19 protein-coding genes and 1 pseudogene are annotated in these 18963 nt (G+C 69.1%); 7 read left to right on the forward strand and 13 right to left on the reverse strand.

All coding sequences use genetic code 11. The features are described from left to right. Positions 1 to 108 precede the first annotated feature (108 nt). Positions 109 to 528, reverse strand: a pseudogene (locus ACIBTM_RS39810) (RNA polymerase sigma factor); the annotation flags it as partial. Positions 529 to 706: 178 nt separating this feature from the next. On the opposite strand from ACIBTM_RS39810, the gene ACIBTM_RS39815 reads away from it, so the two are divergent. Next, positions 707 to 958 carry a WhiB family transcriptional regulator gene (locus tag ACIBTM_RS39815; RefSeq protein ID WP_395882311.1) on the forward strand — a complete coding sequence of 84 codons (252 nt, stop codon included), beginning with the start codon at positions 707 to 709 and terminating at the stop codon, positions 956 to 958. 96 nt (positions 959 to 1054) lie between these two features. Here the strand turns inward: ACIBTM_RS39815 and ACIBTM_RS39820 are convergent, their stop codons facing one another. Both ACIBTM_RS39820 and ACIBTM_RS39825 read right to left on the reverse strand, forming a co-directional pair. After that, positions 1055 to 2617 carry an MDR family MFS transporter gene (locus ACIBTM_RS39820; RefSeq protein ID WP_395882312.1) on the reverse strand — a complete coding sequence of 521 codons (1563 nt, stop codon included), beginning with the start codon at positions 2615 to 2617 and terminating at the stop codon, positions 1055 to 1057. Positions 2618 to 2654: 37 nt separating this feature from the next. Further along, positions 2655 to 3281: a TetR/AcrR family transcriptional regulator gene (locus ACIBTM_RS39825; protein ID WP_395882313.1), complete on the reverse strand. Its 627-nt coding sequence runs from the start codon at positions 3279 to 3281 to the stop codon at positions 2655 to 2657. A gap of 100 nt (positions 3282 to 3381) precedes the next feature. Between ACIBTM_RS39825 and ACIBTM_RS39830 the strand changes: the two genes are divergently transcribed. The 4 genes from ACIBTM_RS39830 (at position 3382) to ACIBTM_RS39845 (ending at position 7933) form a co-directional block, all read left to right on the forward strand. After that, positions 3382 to 4125: an SDR family NAD(P)-dependent oxidoreductase gene (locus tag ACIBTM_RS39830; RefSeq protein ID WP_395882314.1), complete on the forward strand. Its 744-nt coding sequence runs from the start codon at positions 3382 to 3384 to the stop codon at positions 4123 to 4125. A gap of 174 nt (positions 4126 to 4299) precedes the next feature. Next, positions 4300 to 5499, forward strand: a complete 1200-nt coding sequence (locus ACIBTM_RS39835) for an LCP family protein (protein WP_395882315.1) — start codon at positions 4300 to 4302, stop codon at positions 5497 to 5499. 137 nt (positions 5500 to 5636) lie between these two features. Further along, a complete protein-coding gene (locus tag ACIBTM_RS39840) occupies positions 5637 to 6521 on the forward strand; it encodes a hypothetical protein (protein WP_395882316.1) in 885 nt (294 codons plus the stop codon). Beyond that, entirely contained in the window at positions 6518 to 7933 is a 1416-nt protein-coding gene (locus ACIBTM_RS39845; protein WP_395882317.1) for a neutral zinc metallopeptidase, read from the forward strand. Before ACIBTM_RS39840 ends, ACIBTM_RS39845 begins: the two co-directional genes overlap by 4 nt. 73 nt (positions 7934 to 8006) lie before the next feature. On the opposite strand, the gene ACIBTM_RS39850 is transcribed toward ACIBTM_RS39845, so the two are convergent. The 10 genes from ACIBTM_RS39850 to ACIBTM_RS39895 all read right to left on the reverse strand — a co-directional run bounded on the left by ACIBTM_RS39850 (position 8007) and on the right by ACIBTM_RS39895 (position 16386). Beyond that, a complete protein-coding gene (locus tag ACIBTM_RS39850; protein WP_395882318.1) occupies positions 8007 to 9176 on the reverse strand; it encodes an acyl-CoA dehydrogenase family protein in 1170 nt (389 codons plus the stop codon). Position 9177: 1 nt separating this feature from the next. After that, a complete protein-coding gene (locus ACIBTM_RS39855) occupies positions 9178 to 10107 on the reverse strand; it encodes a 3-hydroxyacyl-CoA dehydrogenase NAD-binding domain-containing protein (RefSeq protein WP_395882319.1) in 930 nt (309 codons plus the stop codon). Further along, on the reverse strand, positions 10104 to 10850 hold the full coding sequence (locus ACIBTM_RS39860; RefSeq protein ID WP_395882320.1) for an acetoacetate decarboxylase: 747 nt from the start codon (positions 10848 to 10850) through the stop codon (positions 10104 to 10106). The genes ACIBTM_RS39855 and ACIBTM_RS39860 overlap by 4 nt, the downstream gene beginning before the upstream one ends. Before the next feature lies 1 nt (position 10851). Next, entirely contained in the window at positions 10852 to 11619 is a 768-nt protein-coding gene (locus ACIBTM_RS39865) for a crotonase/enoyl-CoA hydratase family protein (RefSeq protein ID WP_395882321.1), read from the reverse strand. Between the two features lie 10 nt (positions 11620 to 11629). Continuing rightward, positions 11630 to 12787, reverse strand: coding sequence for a CaiB/BaiF CoA transferase family protein (locus ACIBTM_RS39870; protein WP_395882322.1), 1158 nt, complete (start codon positions 12785 to 12787; stop codon positions 11630 to 11632). A 108-nt stretch (positions 12788 to 12895) separates the two neighbouring features. Then, positions 12896 to 13804, reverse strand: coding sequence for a LysR family transcriptional regulator (locus ACIBTM_RS39875; RefSeq protein WP_395882323.1), 909 nt, complete (start codon positions 13802 to 13804; stop codon positions 12896 to 12898). A gap of 4 nt (positions 13805 to 13808) precedes the next feature. Continuing rightward, positions 13809 to 15158: a histidine kinase dimerization/phospho-acceptor domain-containing protein gene (locus tag ACIBTM_RS39880; RefSeq protein ID WP_395882324.1), complete on the reverse strand. Its 1350-nt coding sequence runs from the start codon at positions 15156 to 15158 to the stop codon at positions 13809 to 13811. Then, the gene (locus tag ACIBTM_RS39885) at positions 15155 to 15844 is read right to left on the reverse strand and encodes a response regulator (protein WP_395882325.1); all 690 of its coding nucleotides are present in this window, start codon (positions 15842 to 15844) and stop codon (positions 15155 to 15157) included. The genes ACIBTM_RS39880 and ACIBTM_RS39885 overlap by 4 nt, the downstream gene beginning before the upstream one ends. A gap of 12 nt (positions 15845 to 15856) precedes the next feature. Next, a complete protein-coding gene (locus tag ACIBTM_RS39890; protein WP_162836901.1) occupies positions 15857 to 16021 on the reverse strand; it encodes a hypothetical protein in 165 nt (54 codons plus the stop codon). Beyond that, on the reverse strand, positions 16018 to 16386 hold the full coding sequence (locus tag ACIBTM_RS39895) for a hypothetical protein (RefSeq protein WP_395882326.1): 369 nt from the start codon (positions 16384 to 16386) through the stop codon (positions 16018 to 16020). The genes ACIBTM_RS39890 and ACIBTM_RS39895 overlap by 4 nt, the downstream gene beginning before the upstream one ends. 73 nt (positions 16387 to 16459) lie before the next feature. Between ACIBTM_RS39895 and ACIBTM_RS39900 the strand changes: the two genes are divergently transcribed. Both ACIBTM_RS39900 and ACIBTM_RS39905 read left to right on the forward strand, forming a co-directional pair. After that, positions 16460 to 18250: a CocE/NonD family hydrolase gene (locus ACIBTM_RS39900; RefSeq protein WP_395882327.1), complete on the forward strand. Its 1791-nt coding sequence runs from the start codon at positions 16460 to 16462 to the stop codon at positions 18248 to 18250. 49 nt (positions 18251 to 18299) lie between these two features. Then, positions 18300 to 18956, forward strand: a complete 657-nt coding sequence (locus ACIBTM_RS39905; RefSeq protein WP_395882328.1) for a hypothetical protein — start codon at positions 18300 to 18302, stop codon at positions 18954 to 18956. Positions 18957 to 18963 lie beyond the last annotated feature (7 nt).

Genomic DNA, 18963 nt, shown 5'->3' on the forward strand with positions numbered 1-18963 from the left:
GAGGGTGTCTTCGGCGTCGAGTCCCATCCGCAAGGCGTCGAGGAAGGCGCCGTTGGCGCTGTCCAGCCGTCCGACGAACTCGGGATCGTGTTCCGCCAGCCGGCCACGCGCGTGGCGCAGGGTCGCGCCGACCGCCTCGTCCGCGATCCCGAGCACCCCGGCGATCTCCCGCGCCGAATAGCCGTCCATCGTCCAGGCCATGGCGAGTTGCTGGCGTTTCGGCAGCCTCCCCAGCATCGTCAGGACGGTCGACGCCTCGTCGGCGAGAGCGGTGAGTTTGTCCTCCCGGCCGGCGTCGGAGGAGGCCCAATCGGCCCGGACCGCGGTCTGCTCCTTCGCCCGCCGATGCCCGACGCGGCGGACCCACGCCTTCGGATGGGTGATGCCCTGCCAGTCTTCGTAGGCGTTCAGCATCGCCTCCGCGGCCGCGTCGCGCGCCGGGTCCAGCGCGAAGCCCGCCTTGCACAGAAAGCCGGTGAGCAGCGGAAATTCGGCGTGGAAGAACTCCTCGAACCCCTCGTGGCCCATCACCCGCACTCACCGCTCTCAGCCGCCTGACGCGAATGCCCTCACAGGACAGGTGCAGTGAGCGGGCCGCTGAGTGTAACGATTCGGTCAAGGTGATGTTTGCGGTGCGTACCCGGCCGGATACCCGGAAGTCGTTTGACGTGGAAGGGAAAATCGGAAAAAAGGAGGTGATAGGAAAATGGAAATGAGGATGGCGGGTGACCTGAGTGAGGCCGCTTGCCGCGGTGAGGATCCCGAACTGTTCTTCCCGGTCACCGAAACCGGCCCCGGCGCACGTCAGGCTGCCAGGGCGAAGGCCGTCTGCGCGCGGTGCCCGGTCGTATCCGCCTGCCTGGCCTACGCCGTGGACAACGGATTGGCCCACGGCGTTTTCGGCGGGCTGACCGGCGGTGAACGGCGCCACCTGATTCGCGTCGGTAATGCCGCCTGAAACCGCTTGATCGTGTTCATCGAATTTCCACCGTGTTCTTCGTGCGCGCGAAAAGAGGGGCCCGGTTCCGTGAACCGGGCCCCTCTGTCACGGCGATCAGGCGGCGGCGGTCTCCTCGGCCAGCCGCTCGTTGCCCGACTGGGTCTTGAGCGGCTTGTGCTTGAGGAAGGCGACGGCGACGATCACCAGCAGGGCGATCGGCGCGCTGATCAGGAACAACTCGCTGGTCGCCTCCCCGTAGGCCTCGCGGACGACGTTCGCGACCGGTTCGGGCAGCGTCGCGATGTTCGGCACCGCGCCGCCTTCGCCGCCGCCGGGCAGCGGTCCGAGCTTTTCGGTCATCAGCGCGAGCACCCGGTTCGCGAGCACCGCGCCCAGCGCGCTCACCCCGATCGAACCGCCGAGGCTGCGGAAGAACGACAGCGTCGAGGTCGCCGTGCCGAGGTCGTGCGCGTCGACGTCGTTCTGCGACACCAGGACGAGGTTCTGCATCAGCATGCCGACGCCGACACCCAGCAGCACCATGTACGCGCCGAGGACGACGAGGTTCGTCTTCGCGTCGATGGTGCCCAGCAGCCCCAGGCCCGCGGTCATCAGCGCCGCGCCGACCAGCAGGTGACTCTTCCACTTGCCGGTCCGGCTGATCAGCTGGCCCGAAACCGTGGACGACACGAGGATGCCGAAGATCATCGGCAGGCTCAGCAACCCGGCCACCGTCGGCGACTTGCCGAGCGACAGCTGGAAGTACTGCGACAGGAACACCGTCCCGCCGAACATCGCGACACCGACGAGGAAGCTCGCGAGGGTGGTCAGGGTGACCGTGTGGTTGCGGAACAGGGTCAGCGGCAGGATCGGCTCGGCCACCTTCGACTCGACGTAGACGGCGAGGGCGAGGATGACCACGCCCGCGGTCACCAGGCCGACCGTCCACCACGAGCCCCACGCGAACTGGTGCCCGGCCAGCGAAGACCAGACCAGCAGCGTCGAGACACCGGCCATGATCAGGAACGCGCCGAGATAGTCGACCTTCACGTCACGCCGGATCGTCGGCAGGTTCAGGGTGCGCTGCAGCAGCAGGATCGCCGCGATCGCGAACGGGACCCCGAGGAAGAAGCACCAGCGCCAGCCGAGCCACGACGTGTCCACCATGACCCCGCCGATCAGCGGGCCCGCGATGGTCCCGACGGCGAACACGGCACCGAAGATCCCCGAGTACTTCCCGAGTTCACGCGGCGAAACGATGGCCGCCATGATCACCTGCGCGAGCGCGGTGAGCCCGCCCGCGCCGATGCCCTGCGCGACCCGGCTGCCGATCAGGAGCTCGATGTTGCCCGCGAACCCGGCGACCAGCGAACCGACCACGAACAGCCCGAGCGAGAGCTGGATCAGCAGTTTCTTGTTGTACAGATCGGAAAGCTTGCCCCAGAGCGGCACCGTCGCGGTCATCGCGAGCAGTTCGGTGGTGACCACCCAGGTGTAGGAGGCCTGCGAGCCGCCGAGTTCGGAGACGATCCGCGGCAACGCGTTCGCGACCACCGTCGAGGCGAGGATGGCGACGAACATGCCCATCATCAGCCCCGACATCGCTTCGAGGACCTGTTTGCGGCCCATCGAGCCCGCCGGGGCCTCCGGTTCTCGTGGTTCGGTGGATACGGACATGGGGGTCCCCCTTCGTGTTCCTGTGGTGCCGGGCGCGTCAGCGCGCGCGGCCGCCGGGCTCCGGGAGCCCGGCGAGAAGCAGTTCGACGGCGTCGTCCAGCAGATCGAGCGCGGACACCCGGCCGTCGTGCTGGTACCAGAGCATCAGCACGGCGTTGACCGCGCCGCCGAGCGTGGACAGCAGCAGCGTCGGATACAGCTCGGCCTTGGGATCCACGCCCGTGCGGCGGGCGATCGCCTCGATCAGCGGCGCGATGGTGTCGTGGTGCATGGCCACCGCGCGCGAATGCAGGGTTGCGTTTTCCTGGATGGCCTTCATTCGGCCGAGCCACTCTTCGCGGTTCTCGTCGACTTGGGCGAAGTCTTCCTTCAGCGCGTCGACGAAAGCGCGGGGCGTGCTGACTTCCTTCGGCGTGGCAAGGAACTTGTCGATGGTGCGCTGGGTCCGCTCGGCGCTGTCGGCGTACGCGATGACGACAGCGTCCTCTTTGGACGCGAAGTAGTTGAAGAAGGTGCGCGGGGAAACCCCCGCCGCCGCGCTGATGTCCTCGACCGTCACCTGGTCCAGACCGCGTTCGGCGACGAGCCGGACGGCGGTGGTCGCCAGCGCGCGGTGGGTTTCCAGCCGTTTGCGCTCGCGGAGACCTTTGACGGGTTCGGGCATGAGCACCACGATACGCGCAAAGGTGCAGATACTGCAAAATTGCAGTTTGTGAACCGTGCCACTTCCGGTCGGCGCCGGGCCGCCTGGCAGACTGCGGCGGGTGAGCGGAACGGTGCTGGTACTGGGCGGACGCAGCGAGATCGGCCTCGCGGTCGCGGAACGGCTCGCCAAGGGCGGGGCGCGCCGGATCGTGCTGGCCGCGCGACGGAGCGCGGACCTCGGCGCGGAGTCCGAGCGGCTGCTGGCCGCGGGCGCGGAGACCGTCGACGCCGTCGAGTTCGACGCCGACGACCTCGCCGGGCACGGGCCGTTCCTGGAGAAGGTGGTCGCGGAACACGGGCCGCTCGACGTCGTCGTCACCGCGTTCGGGATCCTCGGCGACCAGACGCGCGCCGAGGCGGACGCCGGGCACGCCGTCGCGATCGTCCACACCGACTATGTGGCTCATGTGAGTGTGCTGACGTATGTGGCCAATGTGCTTCGTGAGCAAGGAAACGGCAGCCTCGTGGTCTTCTCTTCGGTCGCCGGGGTGCGGGTCCGGCGAGCGAACTACGTCTACGGCTCGGCGAAGGCGGGCCTCGACGGTTTCGCGAGCGGGCTGGCCGACGCCCTGCACGGCACCGGTGTGCATCTGCTGCTCGTCCGGCCCGGATTCGTGATCGGCCGGATGACCGAGGGCATGTCGCCGGCACCGTTCTCCAGCACTCCCGATCAGGTCGCCGACGCGACGGTCGCCGCGCTCCGGAAGCGCCGGGGAACGGTGTGGGTGCCGGGACTCCTGAGGCCGATGTTCGCGGTGATGCGCGTGGTGCCACGCGCGATCTGGCGCCGGATGCCCCGCTAGGGAGCGCTGCGCGGTCGATCCGGCACTCGGTGTCGCCGCCGCCTGTCTGCTTGATCACTTCGAATGGTCCGAACGGGCTTTAAGACCCGGTTATGACACGTTTCTCAGGTAATTCCCAGCTAACGCGGTGATCCTCGATCGCGGGGGATCATTCACGGAAGCGGGGAGAAGGTCGTGCTGCTCACGTCGCGAGGACGGCGGATCGGCGGCCGCGTCGCACTGGGCCTGGTGTCGACGGCCGTACTGGGGGTCACGGGTTTCGCGTGGACCCAGTTGAGCCGTTTGGACGGAGCGATCGTCACGGCCGACGTGATCGCCCCCTCCGCGCAGGTGCCCGTCGGCCCGGCGGGTGAACCGCTGAAGGTGGCGCAGAACATCCTGCTCGTCGGAATCGACTCCCGGACCGACACCAACGGGAACCCGTTGCCGCAGAACGTCCTCGACGCTTTGCACGCCGGAAGCGGCGACGACGGCGGCGACACCACCGACACCATGATCGTGGTCCACATCCCGGCGGGCGGGGCGGGTGCGACGGCCATCTCCATCCCACGCGATTCCTATGTGGACATCGCGGGCGGATTCGGCAAGCACAAGATCAATTCGGCGTACAGCCGCGGCAAGAACGCCGCGATGAACACGCTGCGCGCCCAGGGGCTGTCCGGTCCGCAGCTCGAGGTCAAGGCCAACGAGGCGGGCGCCAAGCTCACGATCCAGACGATCGAGCAGTTCACCGGGCTGTCCATCAACCACTACGCCGCCGTCAACCTCGCCGGCTTCTCCGCGCTGAGCGAAGCCGTCGGCGGTGTCGAGGTCTGCCTCAACGCGCCCGTGCAGGACAAGTTCTCCGGTGCGTCCTTCCCGGCGGGCAAGCAGTTGCTGTCGGGCCCGCAGGCGCTCGCTTTCGTGCGGCAGCGGCACGGCCTGCCCAGCGACCTGGACCGCATCGCGCGGCAGCAGGCGTTCCTGTCGAGTATGGCCAAGACCGTCCTCGACGCCGGGACCTTCACCGATCCCACCAGGCTGAGCTCCCTGATCGGCGCGATCCAGGGATCGGTCGTGCTCGACCGCGGCTGGGATGTGCTCAGCTTCGCGCAGCAGTTGCGGGGGATGAGCTCGGGGGCGCTGAAGTTCCAGACGATCCCGGTGCAGAGCCTTTCCCTGCCCACTCCGTCCGACGGCGACGCGGTGAAGGTCGATCCGGCCGAGGTGAAGGCGTTCGTGAAGTCCGCGCTGAACGCGACGACCGTCGCCGCGGTGGGGGACTCGACCGGCGGGATCGGGATCAAGCCGGTGGCGGCCACTTCTTCGATCGCCGCTCCGCCTTCGTCGTCGAAGTCTTCCGTGCCGCCGGCGACGGCCGGCTGTGTGAACTGAGGCTTCCCGGCCGCCGCGAGTAGGTGCCCGGAAACTCTCCCAAGATTCTTTTGAACCGCACCGAGCCATCGTCCGTGTCGATGGCGTAGGGGAGTTCCAGAGAGCCTGGAACCCAAGGGTGCAGGGGAGAAAGAAGCATGCTTCGCAACCGAGTTCTGCCGATCGCCGTGCTCGTCACCGCCGGGGCGTTGTCACTCGCCGCCTGCGGCACGCAGAACACCGCGCTGCCGACGGAACATGCGCCGGTCGAGCAGGTCTCCGAGGAGTTGTCCTTCCTCGCCGGGACCGCGAAGGCCAACAACGCGCAGCCCAAGACCGGTGACTGGGCAACGGGTTCCGACGGCACGGCCAACACCGCGGACAAGAACGTCGCAGGCAAATGGGTGCAGCTCAAGGCTTCCAAGGCGGGAAACCTCGATCCGGTGGTCGTCAACGGCGCCGGCCTGACGTTGTACCGCTTCGACAAGGACACCGCGAAGCCGCCGAAGTCGACCTGCAACGGTGAATGCGCCAAGACCTGGCCGCCGGTGCTCGTCACTCCCAGCAGCAAGGTTTTCCTTGCCGGGATCCGGAAATCCGCCGTCGGCACGGTCAAGCGAGACGACGGGACCCTTCAGCTGACCGTCGGCGGCTGGCCCGCCTACCGGTTCGCGAAGGACACCAAACCCGGTGACACGCTCGGACAGGGGGTCGGCGGAACGTGGTTCGGTCTCGCCCCGAACGGGCAGAAGGCGCAGAGCGGGCAGCCGGAGGAGACGACACCGCCGCAGAAGCCGGCTTCCAGCGCGATTCTCTTCGACGGCAAGAACTTCAGCGACGACGAGCCGTCGCAGGGGCTCGCGGGCAAGGGCTGCCGGGACGTCGCCCGGCCGGACGTGACGTCGTCGGTCTCCGCCTCCGGCTCGGTCAAGCTGTGGTCCGAAAAGGGCTGCAAGGGCAAGTCTCTCGTCATCGACGGTGACGTCAGGGACCTCGCCAAGCTCAAGTTCGACGACACGGTCGGTTCGCTCTTCTTCGGTTGACAGACAGCAGAGACGGGAACGGTGTGATGAAGCGTCGGTCTGGCTGGGCGGTTCTGGTGAGCCTTTCCCTCTGTCTCACCGGTTGTGCCGCGACTGTAGGGGGAGCGGCACAACCGGTGGACCCGACGCGGGTCGCCGGGCTCGAGATCACCGACGGCCCCAGCGGTCTCAAACCCGGCGTGGTCGACGCCGGACTTCCGGTCGTCGGTGGTGACGGCGGCGAGATCGACCGGCTCGCGGCCAACGCCGTCGCCGACGTCCAGCGGTATTGGCGCGAGCATCTGCCCGCGACCTTCGACCGCGACTTCCGGCCGCTGACCACTCTCGTCTCCTACGACTCGGGCGGCCGCGGGCGCGAGATCTGCGGTGCCTCGACCGCCGGGCTGGTGAACGCCTTCTATTGCTCGGGAGAAGACGTCGTCGCGTGGGACCGCGGGGAGTTGTTGCCGATGCTCAACGATTCCCTCGGCCCGGCGGCGGTCATGGCCGTGCTCGCCCACGAGGTCGGCCACGCCGTCCAGTTCCGGCTGGGCCTGCCGGCCGCGGCGCCGTCGATCGTCAAGGAGCAGCAGGCCGACTGCTACACCGGGGCGTACCTCCGCTGGGTCGCCGAGGGCAAGTCGCCCATGTTCCAGGTCTCCACCGGTCGCGGGCTCAACGAGGTGCTCACCGCCCTGTTCCAGATCCGGGACTCCGCGGGGGTCGCCTTCGACGACGACGGCGCGCACGGCAACGCGTTCGACCGGGTTTCCGCGTTCCAGTTCGGCTTCACCGACGGGCCCGCCCGGTGCGCGAAGATCGACGAGCGCGAGATCGAAGGCCGGAGCACACAGGGCGGATTCGGTTCGGCCGCGGCGAACGTCCGCCTCGACGACCGCCAGGCCCTGGCCGACCTCACCACCAGCCTGCGGCGGGCCTTCCGGCTCGCGGCCACCCCGCCGACGCTCATCACCGGAGCGGCCTGCGGCGTGACGACGGAGGACGCGCTCGCGTCGTACTGCTCGGAATCCAACCAGATCAACCTCGACCTCGACGGTCTCGTCCGCATCGGGACCCCGCCGCGCAGGGGGCGGCAGGGCGGAATCGGCGACTTCGCCGCGTTCGCGGAGGTCGCGTCGCGTTACACCCTCGCGGTCCAGCAGGAAGGCGGGTTCCGGCTCGACGGGCCGGTGGCCGCGCAGCGCACGGCTTGTCTCACCGGCTTCTGGGCCTCGACGCTCGCGGACGGCGGGGCGCTCACGTTGTCGCCGGGCGATCTCGACGAGGCGATCGCCGAGATGCTGACGCGGAACAGCCTGATCGCCGCGGACGTCCGGGGCCGGACATTGCCTGCCGGGTTCGCCAGGGTGGCCGCCTTCCGCGACGGCTTCTCCTCCGGCACCCAGGACGCCTGCGGCAAGAAGTACCGCTAGCCGCAAGTCCGTGAAGGCCTCCTTCCCTACCCTCAAAGTAGGGAAGGAGGCCTTCACGGACTTGGCCCTCAGGTCACACGAAGGCGCTCTGGCCGGTGATCGCCTTCCCGACGATCAGCGTGTTCATCTCCCGCGTGCCTTCGAACGAGTAGATCGCCTCGGCGTCGGTGAAGAACCGCATGATGTCGTTGTCCAGCACGATCCCGTTGCCACCGAAGATCTCGCGGCCCCAGGCGACGACCTCCCGCATCCGCGAGGTCACGAACGCCTTCGCCAGCGACGAGTGCTCGTCCTTGAAGATCCCGGCGTCCTGCAGCCGCGCGAGCTGCACCAGCATGCCCCACGACGCGGTGATGTTGCCGAGGCTCTTCACCAGCAGGTCCTGCACCAGCTGGAACCGTGCGATCGGACGGCCGAACTGCTTGCGCTCCTTGGCGTAGTCCAGCGCGAGTTCGTAGGCGCCGATCATCACGCCCAGCGCCTGCCAGGCCACGCCGCCCCGCGTCGCGCGCAGGATCTCCGCGACGTCGCGGAACGAGCCGATGCCCTGCAGCCGGTTCGCCTCCGGCACCCGGATGTCGGTCAGGGTGATCTCGGCGTTCTCCACGATCCGGAACGCGAACTTGTTCTCGATCTTGACCGGCACGAATCCGGGTGAGTCCTTCTCGACCACGAAACCCTTGACGTTGTTGTCTTCCTCGTCCCGCGCCCACACGATGACCAGGTCGGCGAAGGTCGCGTTGCCGATCCATTTCTTGGCGCCGTTGAGGATCCAGGTGTCACCCTCGCGCCGCGCCGTGGTGCGCATGCCGCCCGCGACGTCGGAACCGCCGAGCGGTTCGGTCATCGCGAAGGCGCCGATCTTGTCCATCGCCGCCATCGACGGGAGCCAGCGGTCGCGCTGTTCCTGGTCGCCGCCGGAGTAGATGCTGTACATCGCGAGTCCGTTGTGGACACCGAAGAACGTGGCCACGGAAGGATCCGTGCGGGTCATCTCCATCGCCATCATGCCGCTGAGCAGGTGGCTGGTGGCCGGAAGGTGTTCGCCGTAACCCTCGTAGGGCAGCCCGGCGAGGCCGAGTTCACGGAACTTGCCGACGAGTTCGTGCGGGAACTCGCCCTTGGCCCAGTACTCGTTCACGAGCGGCTTGACCTCGGTGCGCATGAAGTCGCGCGTCTTGAGCAGCAGCTTGCGCTCCTCCTCCGGCAGCAGGTCCTCGTAGGCGTAGAAGTCGGCGGTCATGTCAGTTCTCCTCCCTGGCGGCACTGTCCAAAGCGGACAGCACCGCGAGCTGCTTGCGGTCGCGCGTCTCGGCGAGTTCCGAGTACGTGGAGGAGCCGTAAGCGGATTCCACGGCTTCGATGAGCCGTTCCTGTTCTTCGGGGTCTTGCGAAGGCTGACCGAGGCCGGCCCACATCTTCTTCATCGACTTGCCGATGTGCTCGGCCATGTGCCGGTAGCCGCCGGGGCCGCCGCCCAGATGCGAGCCGAGGAACGGCCCGACGGCCGACCAGCGGATGCCGAGCGAGTTCGTCATCACCGCGTCCAGTTCGGACGGTGACACGACGCCCTGTTCCACCAGGTAGATCGCCTCGCGGCTCAGCGCGTTCTGCAGCCGGTTGCCGACGAACCCGGGGATCTCCTTGCGCTCCACCACCGGAGTGCGGCCGACGAACCGGTAGAACTCCACGGCCCGCTCGACCGACTCGGCACTGGTGCGTTCACCGGGCACGACCTCGACCAGCGGGATCAGGTGCGGCGGGTTGAACGGGTGTCCGATGAGGACTCGCGACGCGTCGTCCAGCTCCACCGCGAACGCCGTCGAGGGGATCGCGGAAGACGAGCTGAGCAGCAGCGCGTGAGACGGTGCTTCGCGGACAAGCGTCGCGAACAGGTCCTTTTTGAACTCGACGTTCTCGGGTCCGTTCTCCTGCACCACATCCGCGTCGCGGACGGCCTCCGCGACGTCGGCGGCGAGGTGGACGCGAGAGGCGAGGTCCGCGACGGTACGGCCGAGATGCGGGGCGAACGCCTCCAGCGCGTCTGCGACGGCGTCAGCGAGATCCGGCCGCGGATCCGAGACCTGGACCTCGATGTCGTGCGCGGCGAACAAGGCCGTCCACGACAGGCCGATGGTGCCCGCGCCGATCACCGCGGCGGTGCGGAAAGTCATGACCGTGCTCCCTTCAAGTAGTCGAAGACCGGCTTGACCGGGGCGAGCGTCAGGTCGGTGAGGATGTGGCTCGCGGAAACGACCTCCAGCACCGGGAGATCGGCGAGCGGGGCGAGGACGTGCTGGAACAGTTGCAGCCGCGCGGGTCCGGTCCACGCTTCCTTGACCGTCACGTCGGTGATCTCGGTCCGGACCAGTTCGAACACCCGGGGCGAACCGTCGTAGTCCGGGATGGTCTTGAGCATGAACGTCGGGACGGTGATCTGCGCTTCGGCCTCCCGCACGTCCAGCCGGTGGTGTTTGTAGCCCATGGTCGCGGTCGCGACGCGCTGGCTGCCGTAGTCGAGCGTCCCGACGAGCGCGCCGTTCTCGGCGAACAGCTCCGGCGAGCCGATGGTCTTCGGGTAGGCGCTGATCTCGCGGCCGGACGCGGTGGCCGGGAAGTTGTCGAGGTACATCGCGTGCAGGTACTCGCCGCGCTCGCCCTCGAAGCTCACCGGGATCGCCTGCCCGGACTCGGTGTAGGGCCCGTAACCGCTGACGTCGCCCATCTTCATCACCTCGAACCGCACGAGCGGCTCGTCGATTCGCAGGGGCTCCGGCACGACGGCGCGCAGGGCGTCGGCGTCGGTGCGGTAGACGATGTTGAGGTACTCGCGGTTCGTGAAGCGCGGCACCACCGGTGCGTACGCGGGGTTCGCGAGCGGGGTGGTCACATGCCGGAGAACGTCTTGCCGCTTCATCTCACTCTCCAGTCCACTGTGGAGCGCGGCGCTCGGCGAAGGCCTGCATGCCTTCGCGGACGTCGGCCGTCTTCATCAGCGCCGGCAGCTCCGAACGCTGGGAGGCAAACGCTTGCGCGTCGGGGACGCCGTCCGCCGCGCGGACGATCTTCTTGACCAGTGCCAGCGCCAGGGGAGCGTTGGCGGCGATCCGCTCGGCCAGCTGCAGGGCGACCGCGGCGGCCTCGCCGCTCGAGACGACCCGGTTCACCAGGCCCAGGCTTCCGGCGCGTTCGGCGCCGATCGGTTCGCCGGTGAGTAGGAACTCCATCGCCAGGTGATACGGGATCCGCTTCGGCAGCCGGATCACGCCGCCACCGGCGGCGACCAGCCCGCGTTTCACTTCGGGCAGCCCGAACTTCGCGTCCTCCGCGGCGACGATCAGGTCGCAGCCCAGCGCCAGCTCGAACCCGCCGCCCATGGCCCAGCCTTCGACGGCCGCGATCAGGGGCTTCGACAGCTCGGCCTCGGTCAGCCCGCCGAAACCGCGGCCGGGGATCTCGGGCGACTCGCCCTTCAGCGCCGCCTTGAGGTCCATGCCCGCGCTGAACGAACCGTCCGCGCCGGTCAGGACTCCAGCCCGCAGCGTGGGATCGGACTCCAGCAGGTCCAGCGCTTCGCCAAGGCTTGCCGCGACGGCGGCGTTCACCGCGTTGCGGGCCTGCGGCCGGTCGATCGTGATCAGCAGCGTGCCGCCGACCCGTTCCGTGCGTACTTCGTCGGTGCTCATGGTTTCTTCCTCAGCGAATGGTGGCGAGTTCGCGCAGCACGTCTTCGGTGTCCTGACCCGGCAGGGGAGCCAGGCGCCGGACGGAACCGGGGGTCGCGGAGAACTTCACCGGGATGCCGATGGTGCGGATCGAGCCCTCGCTCGGGTGCTCGACGACGTCGAGCAGGTGGCCGTCACGGACGTACTCGTCGTCCTGCGCGGTGTCGAGTTCGAGGACGGGGGCCATCGGGATGCTGTGCTTCGCGCAGACCTCGGTCCACTCCTCGGTGGTCAGCGCCGGGGCGCATTCGGCGATCATCCCGGCCAGCGCCTCGTGGTCGGCGCCGTCGATCGCGTCGCCGTTGACCCGCGGGTCCTCGGCCAGTTCCGGCCGTCCGGCGGCGTGGAAGAAGTCGCGGAAGTTCTGCGGGTTGTAAGGGATCACGCAGGCCATGCCGTCCTTGGTGTGCACCGCCTGGTGGCCGGGGTTCATCGACGGGCCGAAGCCGGTCGGGCCTTCCGCCGGCTCGAAGACGTGCCCGGCGAGATGCTCGACGAGGTTGAACGCGATCAGCGTGTCCGTCATCGGGATCTCGACCCGCTGGCCCTCGCCGGTCCGGTCGCGGTGCACCAGCGCGGCGAGCACGGTGTAGGCGATGGTCAGCGAGGAGACCTTGTCGCCGATGATCGTCGGCAGGTAGACCGGCTTGCCCAGCGCGCGGTTCGCGACGTCGACCAGCCCGGAGGACGCCTGCACGGTCTCGTCGTAGGCGGCGTGACCCGCGCGGTCGGAGTCGCCGCGAAAGCCCTGTGCGTGGGCGTAGACCAGGCCGGGGTTGCGCGCGGCGAGGTCGGCGTAGTTCATGCCGAGCCTGCTCAGCGCGCCGGGACGCATGTTGGTGATCAGCACGTCGGCGGTGTCGATCAGCTTGAGCGCCTGCTCGCGTTCCTCTTCGTCCTTGAGGTCGAGGGCGACGCTGCGCTTGTTGCGGTTCACGTTCAGGTTGAGCGGGGTCATGCCCGGCGTCGTACGGAACCTGCCCACCCGCACGGTGTCGGCGGGGGACTCGATCTTGATCACGTCGGCGCCGAGATCGCCGAGGATCTGCGCGGCGTACGGTCCCATGACGACCGTCGAGAGGTCGATCACGCGAACGCCGTCCAGTGGTCCGGTGGCGGTGTGAGTCATTTTGCTTCCCTTCGCCGTTGTTCGCTCTACAACCGAAGTTAGGCGCGAATAGCGATAAAGGGAATGATCAAGAAACGAAGAATGGTATGACCGCGGTGGTCATACCATTTATGTCGAAAGCGGTTCGGCGAAGATCTCGCGCACCCCGGCCACCAGCTCGGCGAGGTCGCCCTGCTCGGCGCGGTCGCGCCGCCAGACCAGGGCGGTCTCCAGCTGAGGATGGAAATCGGCGAACGGCAGGATGGTCGCGCCGTCGACCAGGAATAGATGCATCGGGCTGGCCGGATCGAGCATCGTGATCGAGAACGACGAACCATTCGCCACCAATTCGGAAATGCCCGAATATTCGGTTCCGCCGACCTTGAGCCGTTTCTTGATGCCCGCTTTCGACAGGGTGTGGTCCATATCGTCCGAATAGGCCGGAATACTCGCCGACGCCGACGGGATATAGGACAGATCGCGCAATTCGGCGATGTCCACCGTCTCCCGTCCGGCGAACCGGGCGGCCGGGACGACGGCGCCGAGCCGCTCCACCTGCACCGGGACGATCTCCAGCGCGGGATCGGTCACCGGCATCCGGACCAGCGACAACGCCAGCTTGCCCTCGTGCACCGCGGCGACCAGATCGGGGGTCGTACCCGGCCAGCGTTTGAGTTCGAAGCGGTCGTGACAGCGTTCTTCGAGCCGTTTGACCCGTTCGCGCAGGGCCGGGTGCACGCCGGCGGGGATACCGACGAACACGGTGCTCCGCCGGGGTTTCACCGCTTCCTCCAAGCGCCAGGGGATCGCGTTGACCTGTTCGAGGACGTCCCGCGCGATGGGCAGCAGCGCCGAGCCCGCCGCGGTGAGCGTGACGTGATGCGTGCTGCGGTCGAACAGCTTGTGGCCCAGTTCGTGTTCGAGGTCCTTGATGCGCTGGCTCAGCGGGGAGGCGGCCATGTGCAGCTTCCGGGCCGCCTGGGAGAAGTTCAGCTCCTCGGCGACGGCCACGAAATACCGCAGGTGCAACATCTCCACGTGCTCACCCTAACCGCAGGGCCACGGTGAACGCGGCTCCGCCTTCCGGCGCCGGGCCCGCTGTCAGCGTGCCGCCCATGCGGGTGACCAGGCCGTGCGCCAGCGCGAGCCCGATACCCGAACCGACCGGGCGGCTGTCGCGGTAGCGCCGGTTCAGCACCCCGCGCTCGAACGCGACCGGGTAGTCCTCCGGCGCCAGGCCGGGCCCGCCGTCGCGCACCGCCAGCCGGGCTTGGCCGTCGGCCGCGACCAGCGAGAACACGATCGGCGCCCCCGCCGGGGTCACGCGCAGGGCGTTCTCGGCCAACCCGTCGACGACCTGGCGGAGCCGCCGCGGATCGGCGATCACCGGCACCTCGCCGGGCGGCCGCTCGACCACCAGCGTGACGTCCTGCCGCGCACAGCGCAGCCGCCAGACGTCCGCGCATTCGTCCACCAGCGCGGCGAGATCGAGCCGTGCCGCGTCGAGGCTGAACTCGTCCGCACCCAGCCGAGCCAGCTCCAGCAGATCGCTGACCAGGCGTTCCAGCCGTTCCGCTTCGCGATGGATGGTCTGCCCGGCGCGGCGCGCGTCCTCGCCTTCGGCCACGCCGTCACCGATCGCCTCGGCGAATCCGGTGACGGCGGTCAGCGGCGTCCGCAGTTCGTGCGACACCGAAAGCAGGAACTCACGCTGCCGCGCCTCGCTGTACCGCAGGGCGTCGGCCAGTTCGTTGACCGATTTCGCCACGTCCGCGACCTCGGACGGGCCTTCCACCGGAACACGCAGGTCACGCCGCCCGGAGCGCATCCCGCTCGCCACCGACGCGACCCGGCGCAGCGGCCGCGACAGCATCCGGCTCAGCACCAGTCCCGCGATCGCGGCGACCGCCAGCCCGGCGCCGAGCGCGAGCACGATGTTGCGGACCAGCGTCCGGCCGCGGGCCTCGCCGATCTCCGTCGCCTGGACGAGCGCGAACGCGGCCCCCTTGGTGCCCACGGTGCGGACTTCGACGAGGTACTGCTTGCCCTCCACCGACACCGTGCCCGAGCGCGTGAATCCCGTCCGGGCGGCGGCGATCGCCGCCTCCGTTCCCGCGCCGCCGAGTGTCCCGTTCGGACGGCGGACGACGACGTCGATCCCTTGCCCGCGCACGACTTCGGCGACCTTGCCGACGCCGAGCCGGTTCCCGATGCCGGTCTCGTCGAGCTGGCTCGCGACCACGTCGGCCTGCGCCGAAAGCGACTGCCGGAGCACGTCGGTGCCGGTGGTGCGGATGAGCCGGGCCGCGACCAGGCCGGCGACCACCACCGCGACCGCGGCGATCGCGAGGCACACCACGGTGATCCGCAGCGCGAGCGACGTCCGGTTCATCCGGCGTCCGCCGCGTAGCCGATCCCGCGGACTGTCCTGATCGGACTGTGCTCGCCCAGTTTCCCGCGCAGCTGGGCGATGTGGACGTCGACCGTCCGCGTGCCCGCCGACGCCGCGTACCCCCAGACGGAACTGAGCAACTGCTCGCGGCTGAACACCTGGCCGGGCCGTCGCGCCAGATGGGTCAGCAGATCGAACTCGGTCGACGTCAGCGCGATCTCGGTGCCCCCGGCCCAGACACGACGCTGGGTGACGTCGACCCGGACGCCGCCCGCGGTGTAGGTCTCGGCCGGCGACGGCGCCCCGGCGGCCCGGCGCAGCACGGTCCGGACCCGCGCCGAGAGTTCACGCGGGCTGAACGGTTTCGTCAGGTAGTCGTCCGCGCCGATCTCCAGGCCCAGCAAGCGGTCCAGTTCGTCGTCGCGCGCGGTCACGAACAGCACGGGCGTCCAGTCGCCGTCCGCGCGCAGGGTCCGGCAGATCTCGATACCGTCCATTCCGGACAGTCCGATGTCGAGCACGATCGCGACCGGGCGCAACCGCCGGATCGTGGCCAGTGCCGTGCCGCCGTCCGCCTCCACGTGCACGCCGAACCCGTCCCGCCGCAAGTACAGCGAGGCGAGTTCGGCGATCGCGGGGTCGTCCTCGACGACCAGCACCAGCCCGCGTCCCGGTTGTGTCGTCACCGGCCGATCCTGTCACGGGGCCGGGTCGCCGGCCATGTCCTGCTCGATCGAGTCGAGGGTGTGCTGGACGTCGCTCAGCTCGCCCGGCGCCGGGCTCGACGCGGGCTCGTCGTCCGTGCACGCGGCCGTGCCGAACAACGCGAGCGCGGTCAAGCCCGCGGCCAGGAGGCGTTTCACTTGCCCGCCTCGCAGTGCGCGCCGGCGAACGCGTCGAGCTTCTGCTTGGCCGCGGTGAGTTCGGGAATCCGTCCACTGCGCTTGTCGGCACGCTGCTGGAGCCTGTCGGCGGTGTCGTTGTGGCCTTTCTTGCGCTGGCCCTCGGCCCTGGCCTTGAGGTTCGCGACCGAGCCGCGGACCTCGGGGCCGCCGTTGATGCGTTCGGTGAGCTTCGTGGTGCGCTGGGTGAGCTTGGGCAGCCATTCGGCGCACAGCGTTCGGGACTCTTCGGGGCTCAGGGTGATCGGTGCCTGGGCCGAGGCGGCGGGGGCGAGCACGATGAGACCGGCCGCGGTGAGGCAGACGGCGATGGTGTGTTTCAGCATGCGAAGAGCGTGGCGCGGCCGGATACGAGGAATGTGGGGGAAATGTTCGGGTTTGGTAAGCGATACTCGGACGATGGGGCTCAAGACCTTGACCGCCACCGTCGTGGCGACACTGCTGCTCACCGCCGCACCCGCGGTCGCTTCACCCGCGTTCGTCCTGCGTGACGGCGTCAGCGAGCCGGTGTTCTCCTACGAGAAGGCCATCCGGGAGACCGCCTGGGTGGAGACCGGCCAGGACCTCGATCGCGACGGGCAGGTCGATCGCGTCGCCGCCGACATCATCCGCCCGGCGGAACCGGCCGCCCGCGGGCAGCGCGTTCCGGTGATCATGGACGTCAGCCCGTACTTCGAAAAGGTCGGGCGCGGCAACGAGCGGCAGCCGAAGACGTACCTCCCCGACGGCACGCCGTCGCAGTTCCCGCTCTTCTACGACAACTACTTCGTCCCGCGCGGATACGCGGTCGTCCTGGTCGACGTCGGGGGCACCAATCGCTCTTCCGGGTGCTTCGACGACGTCGCGTCCGGCAACGGCGTCGTGAACTGGCTCAACGGACGCGCGCAGGCCTTCCGCACGCCGTTCGGGTTCGAGCGGGTCCGCGCGGGCTGGGCGAACGGATCGGTCGGCGCGATCGGGAAGTCGCAGGACGGTGCGACGGCGATCGGGATGGCGGCGTCCGGGATCGAGGGTTTGAAGACGATCGTGCCGATCGCGGGGGTCAGTTCGTACTACGAGGTCCACAACTCCCACGGCGCCTACTTCGGCTGGGCGGGCGGTGCCGGGTTCTACAACGAGCGTGCCGAGAAGCTGTGCCGTCCGTTCGAAGAGGACAACGCGCGGCGCGCGGGGACGGACGGGAACTTCAACGAGTACTGGCGCGGGCTCGACTTCGTCGCGAAGACCGGCAAGGTGCGCGCGAGCGTTTTCGCGTCCATGGGCTTCCATGATCTCAACGTCAACCCGATCCAGTTCGGGCCATGGTGGGAGGCGCTGAACGCCTACGGTGTGCCACGCAAGGCGTGGCTGCACCAGGCGGCGCACGTCGACCCGTTCGACCTCGACCGGTCGCTGTTCGTGCGGACGTTGCACCGCTGGTTCGACCGCTGGCTGCTCAGCGTCCGCAACGGTGTCGAGACCGAACCCGCGATCCGGATCGAGCACGCCCCGGACCGCTGGACCGAAGAACGCCGCTGGCCGCCTGTCACGCGGTCGCGCGTGTTGTGGCCGTCGGTGCAGGGCGGGCTGGGGGATCGCCCGTCGGCAGGCACGGCGTCGGTGACCGACGATCCGGCGCGCGGGGCGTCGCAGTGGGTGGAGGACCCGTCGCGGCCCAGCCCCGATCGGGTCGTCTTCGCAGGTGAACCCATGCGGGCGGACACGCGCGTCGCCGGGACCGCCACCGTGACGGTGACCGCCCGTTCGGACAAGCCGAGCGCGCGGCTCGGCGCGGTGCTGGTCGACTACGGGCCCGCGACCGTGCGGAACACGAAGTTCCCCGCGCTCGGCACGAAGAACCTGACCACCCGCTCCTGCTGGGGCGCGGGTACCGCCGCGGACACCGGCTGCTTCCTCGACACCGTCGCCGATCTGACCACTGTGGACAAACAGATCGTGGCGACCGGCTGGGCGGACCTCGGCCACCACCGGTCGCTGTGGCGGGGTGAACCGCTCGTGCCGGGCAAGGCGTACACGATGACGTTCCGGCTGAGCAGCCTCGACCACGTCGCCCCGGCGGGGCATCGGCTGGCGCTCGTCCTGGGCGGGACCGATGGGGACATGTTCGATCCGGCGCTGCCCGCGCTCGGGGCACGGGTGACGTTCGAGCTGGGCGGGACTTCGCTCTCGGTGCCCATCGCCCGCGTTTAGTCCTCTGAATGCGCGAGGGGAAGGGTGTCGCGTGGCTAAGGTCGGCGTCATGAGCCTGCCCGACTATTGGCTGCGCCGGCCGGTCATGCCGACGTCGGCCGCGTTGCGTGAGCGGTTCGACGAGATGCTGGACGAAGCGATCGCGGCGGGCCCCGACCGGCCCGCCGGCTATCACGTCGACGCTCCGAAATGGCAGTTCCTGTGCCATGTCGCCGACCGCGCGGACTTCGTCCTGCATGGCTCGGGCGACCCGGATATCGCCGAATTCGTTCCGCGCCGTCCGCCGGACATCACGGACTTCGGAAGCCGTCACGCGGTGTTCGCGGCGGCCGACGGGATCTGGCCGATGTTCTACGCGATCCTCGACCGCGACAGCGCGCCCGTGTCGATGTGCAACGCGTGCGTGCGGGCCGGTGGTGAGGCCCGCTATCACTTCTCGATCAGCGCGCCCGCCTTGGCACGACGGCCATGGCGGGCGGGCACGGTATATCTGCTGCCCGCCGCGACGTTCGAGCTGGAACCGGCGGACGGGGACATCCGGCCGACCCAGGCCGCCAGCCCGGTACCGGTCCGGCCGGTCGCCAAACTCACCGTCCGGCCGGAGGACTTCCCCTTCCTCGGCGACGTCCACGGCCACGTCGACGCGGAGCTGCTCGCCAGGGCGGCCGCCGCCCCGGACGGCTTCCCCTGGCACGAACCCCGCTGAGGAGAAC

Source organism: Amycolatopsis sp. NPDC049868 (genome assembly GCF_044461365.1).
Lineage (GTDB): Bacteria > Actinomycetota > Actinomycetes > Mycobacteriales > Pseudonocardiaceae > Amycolatopsis.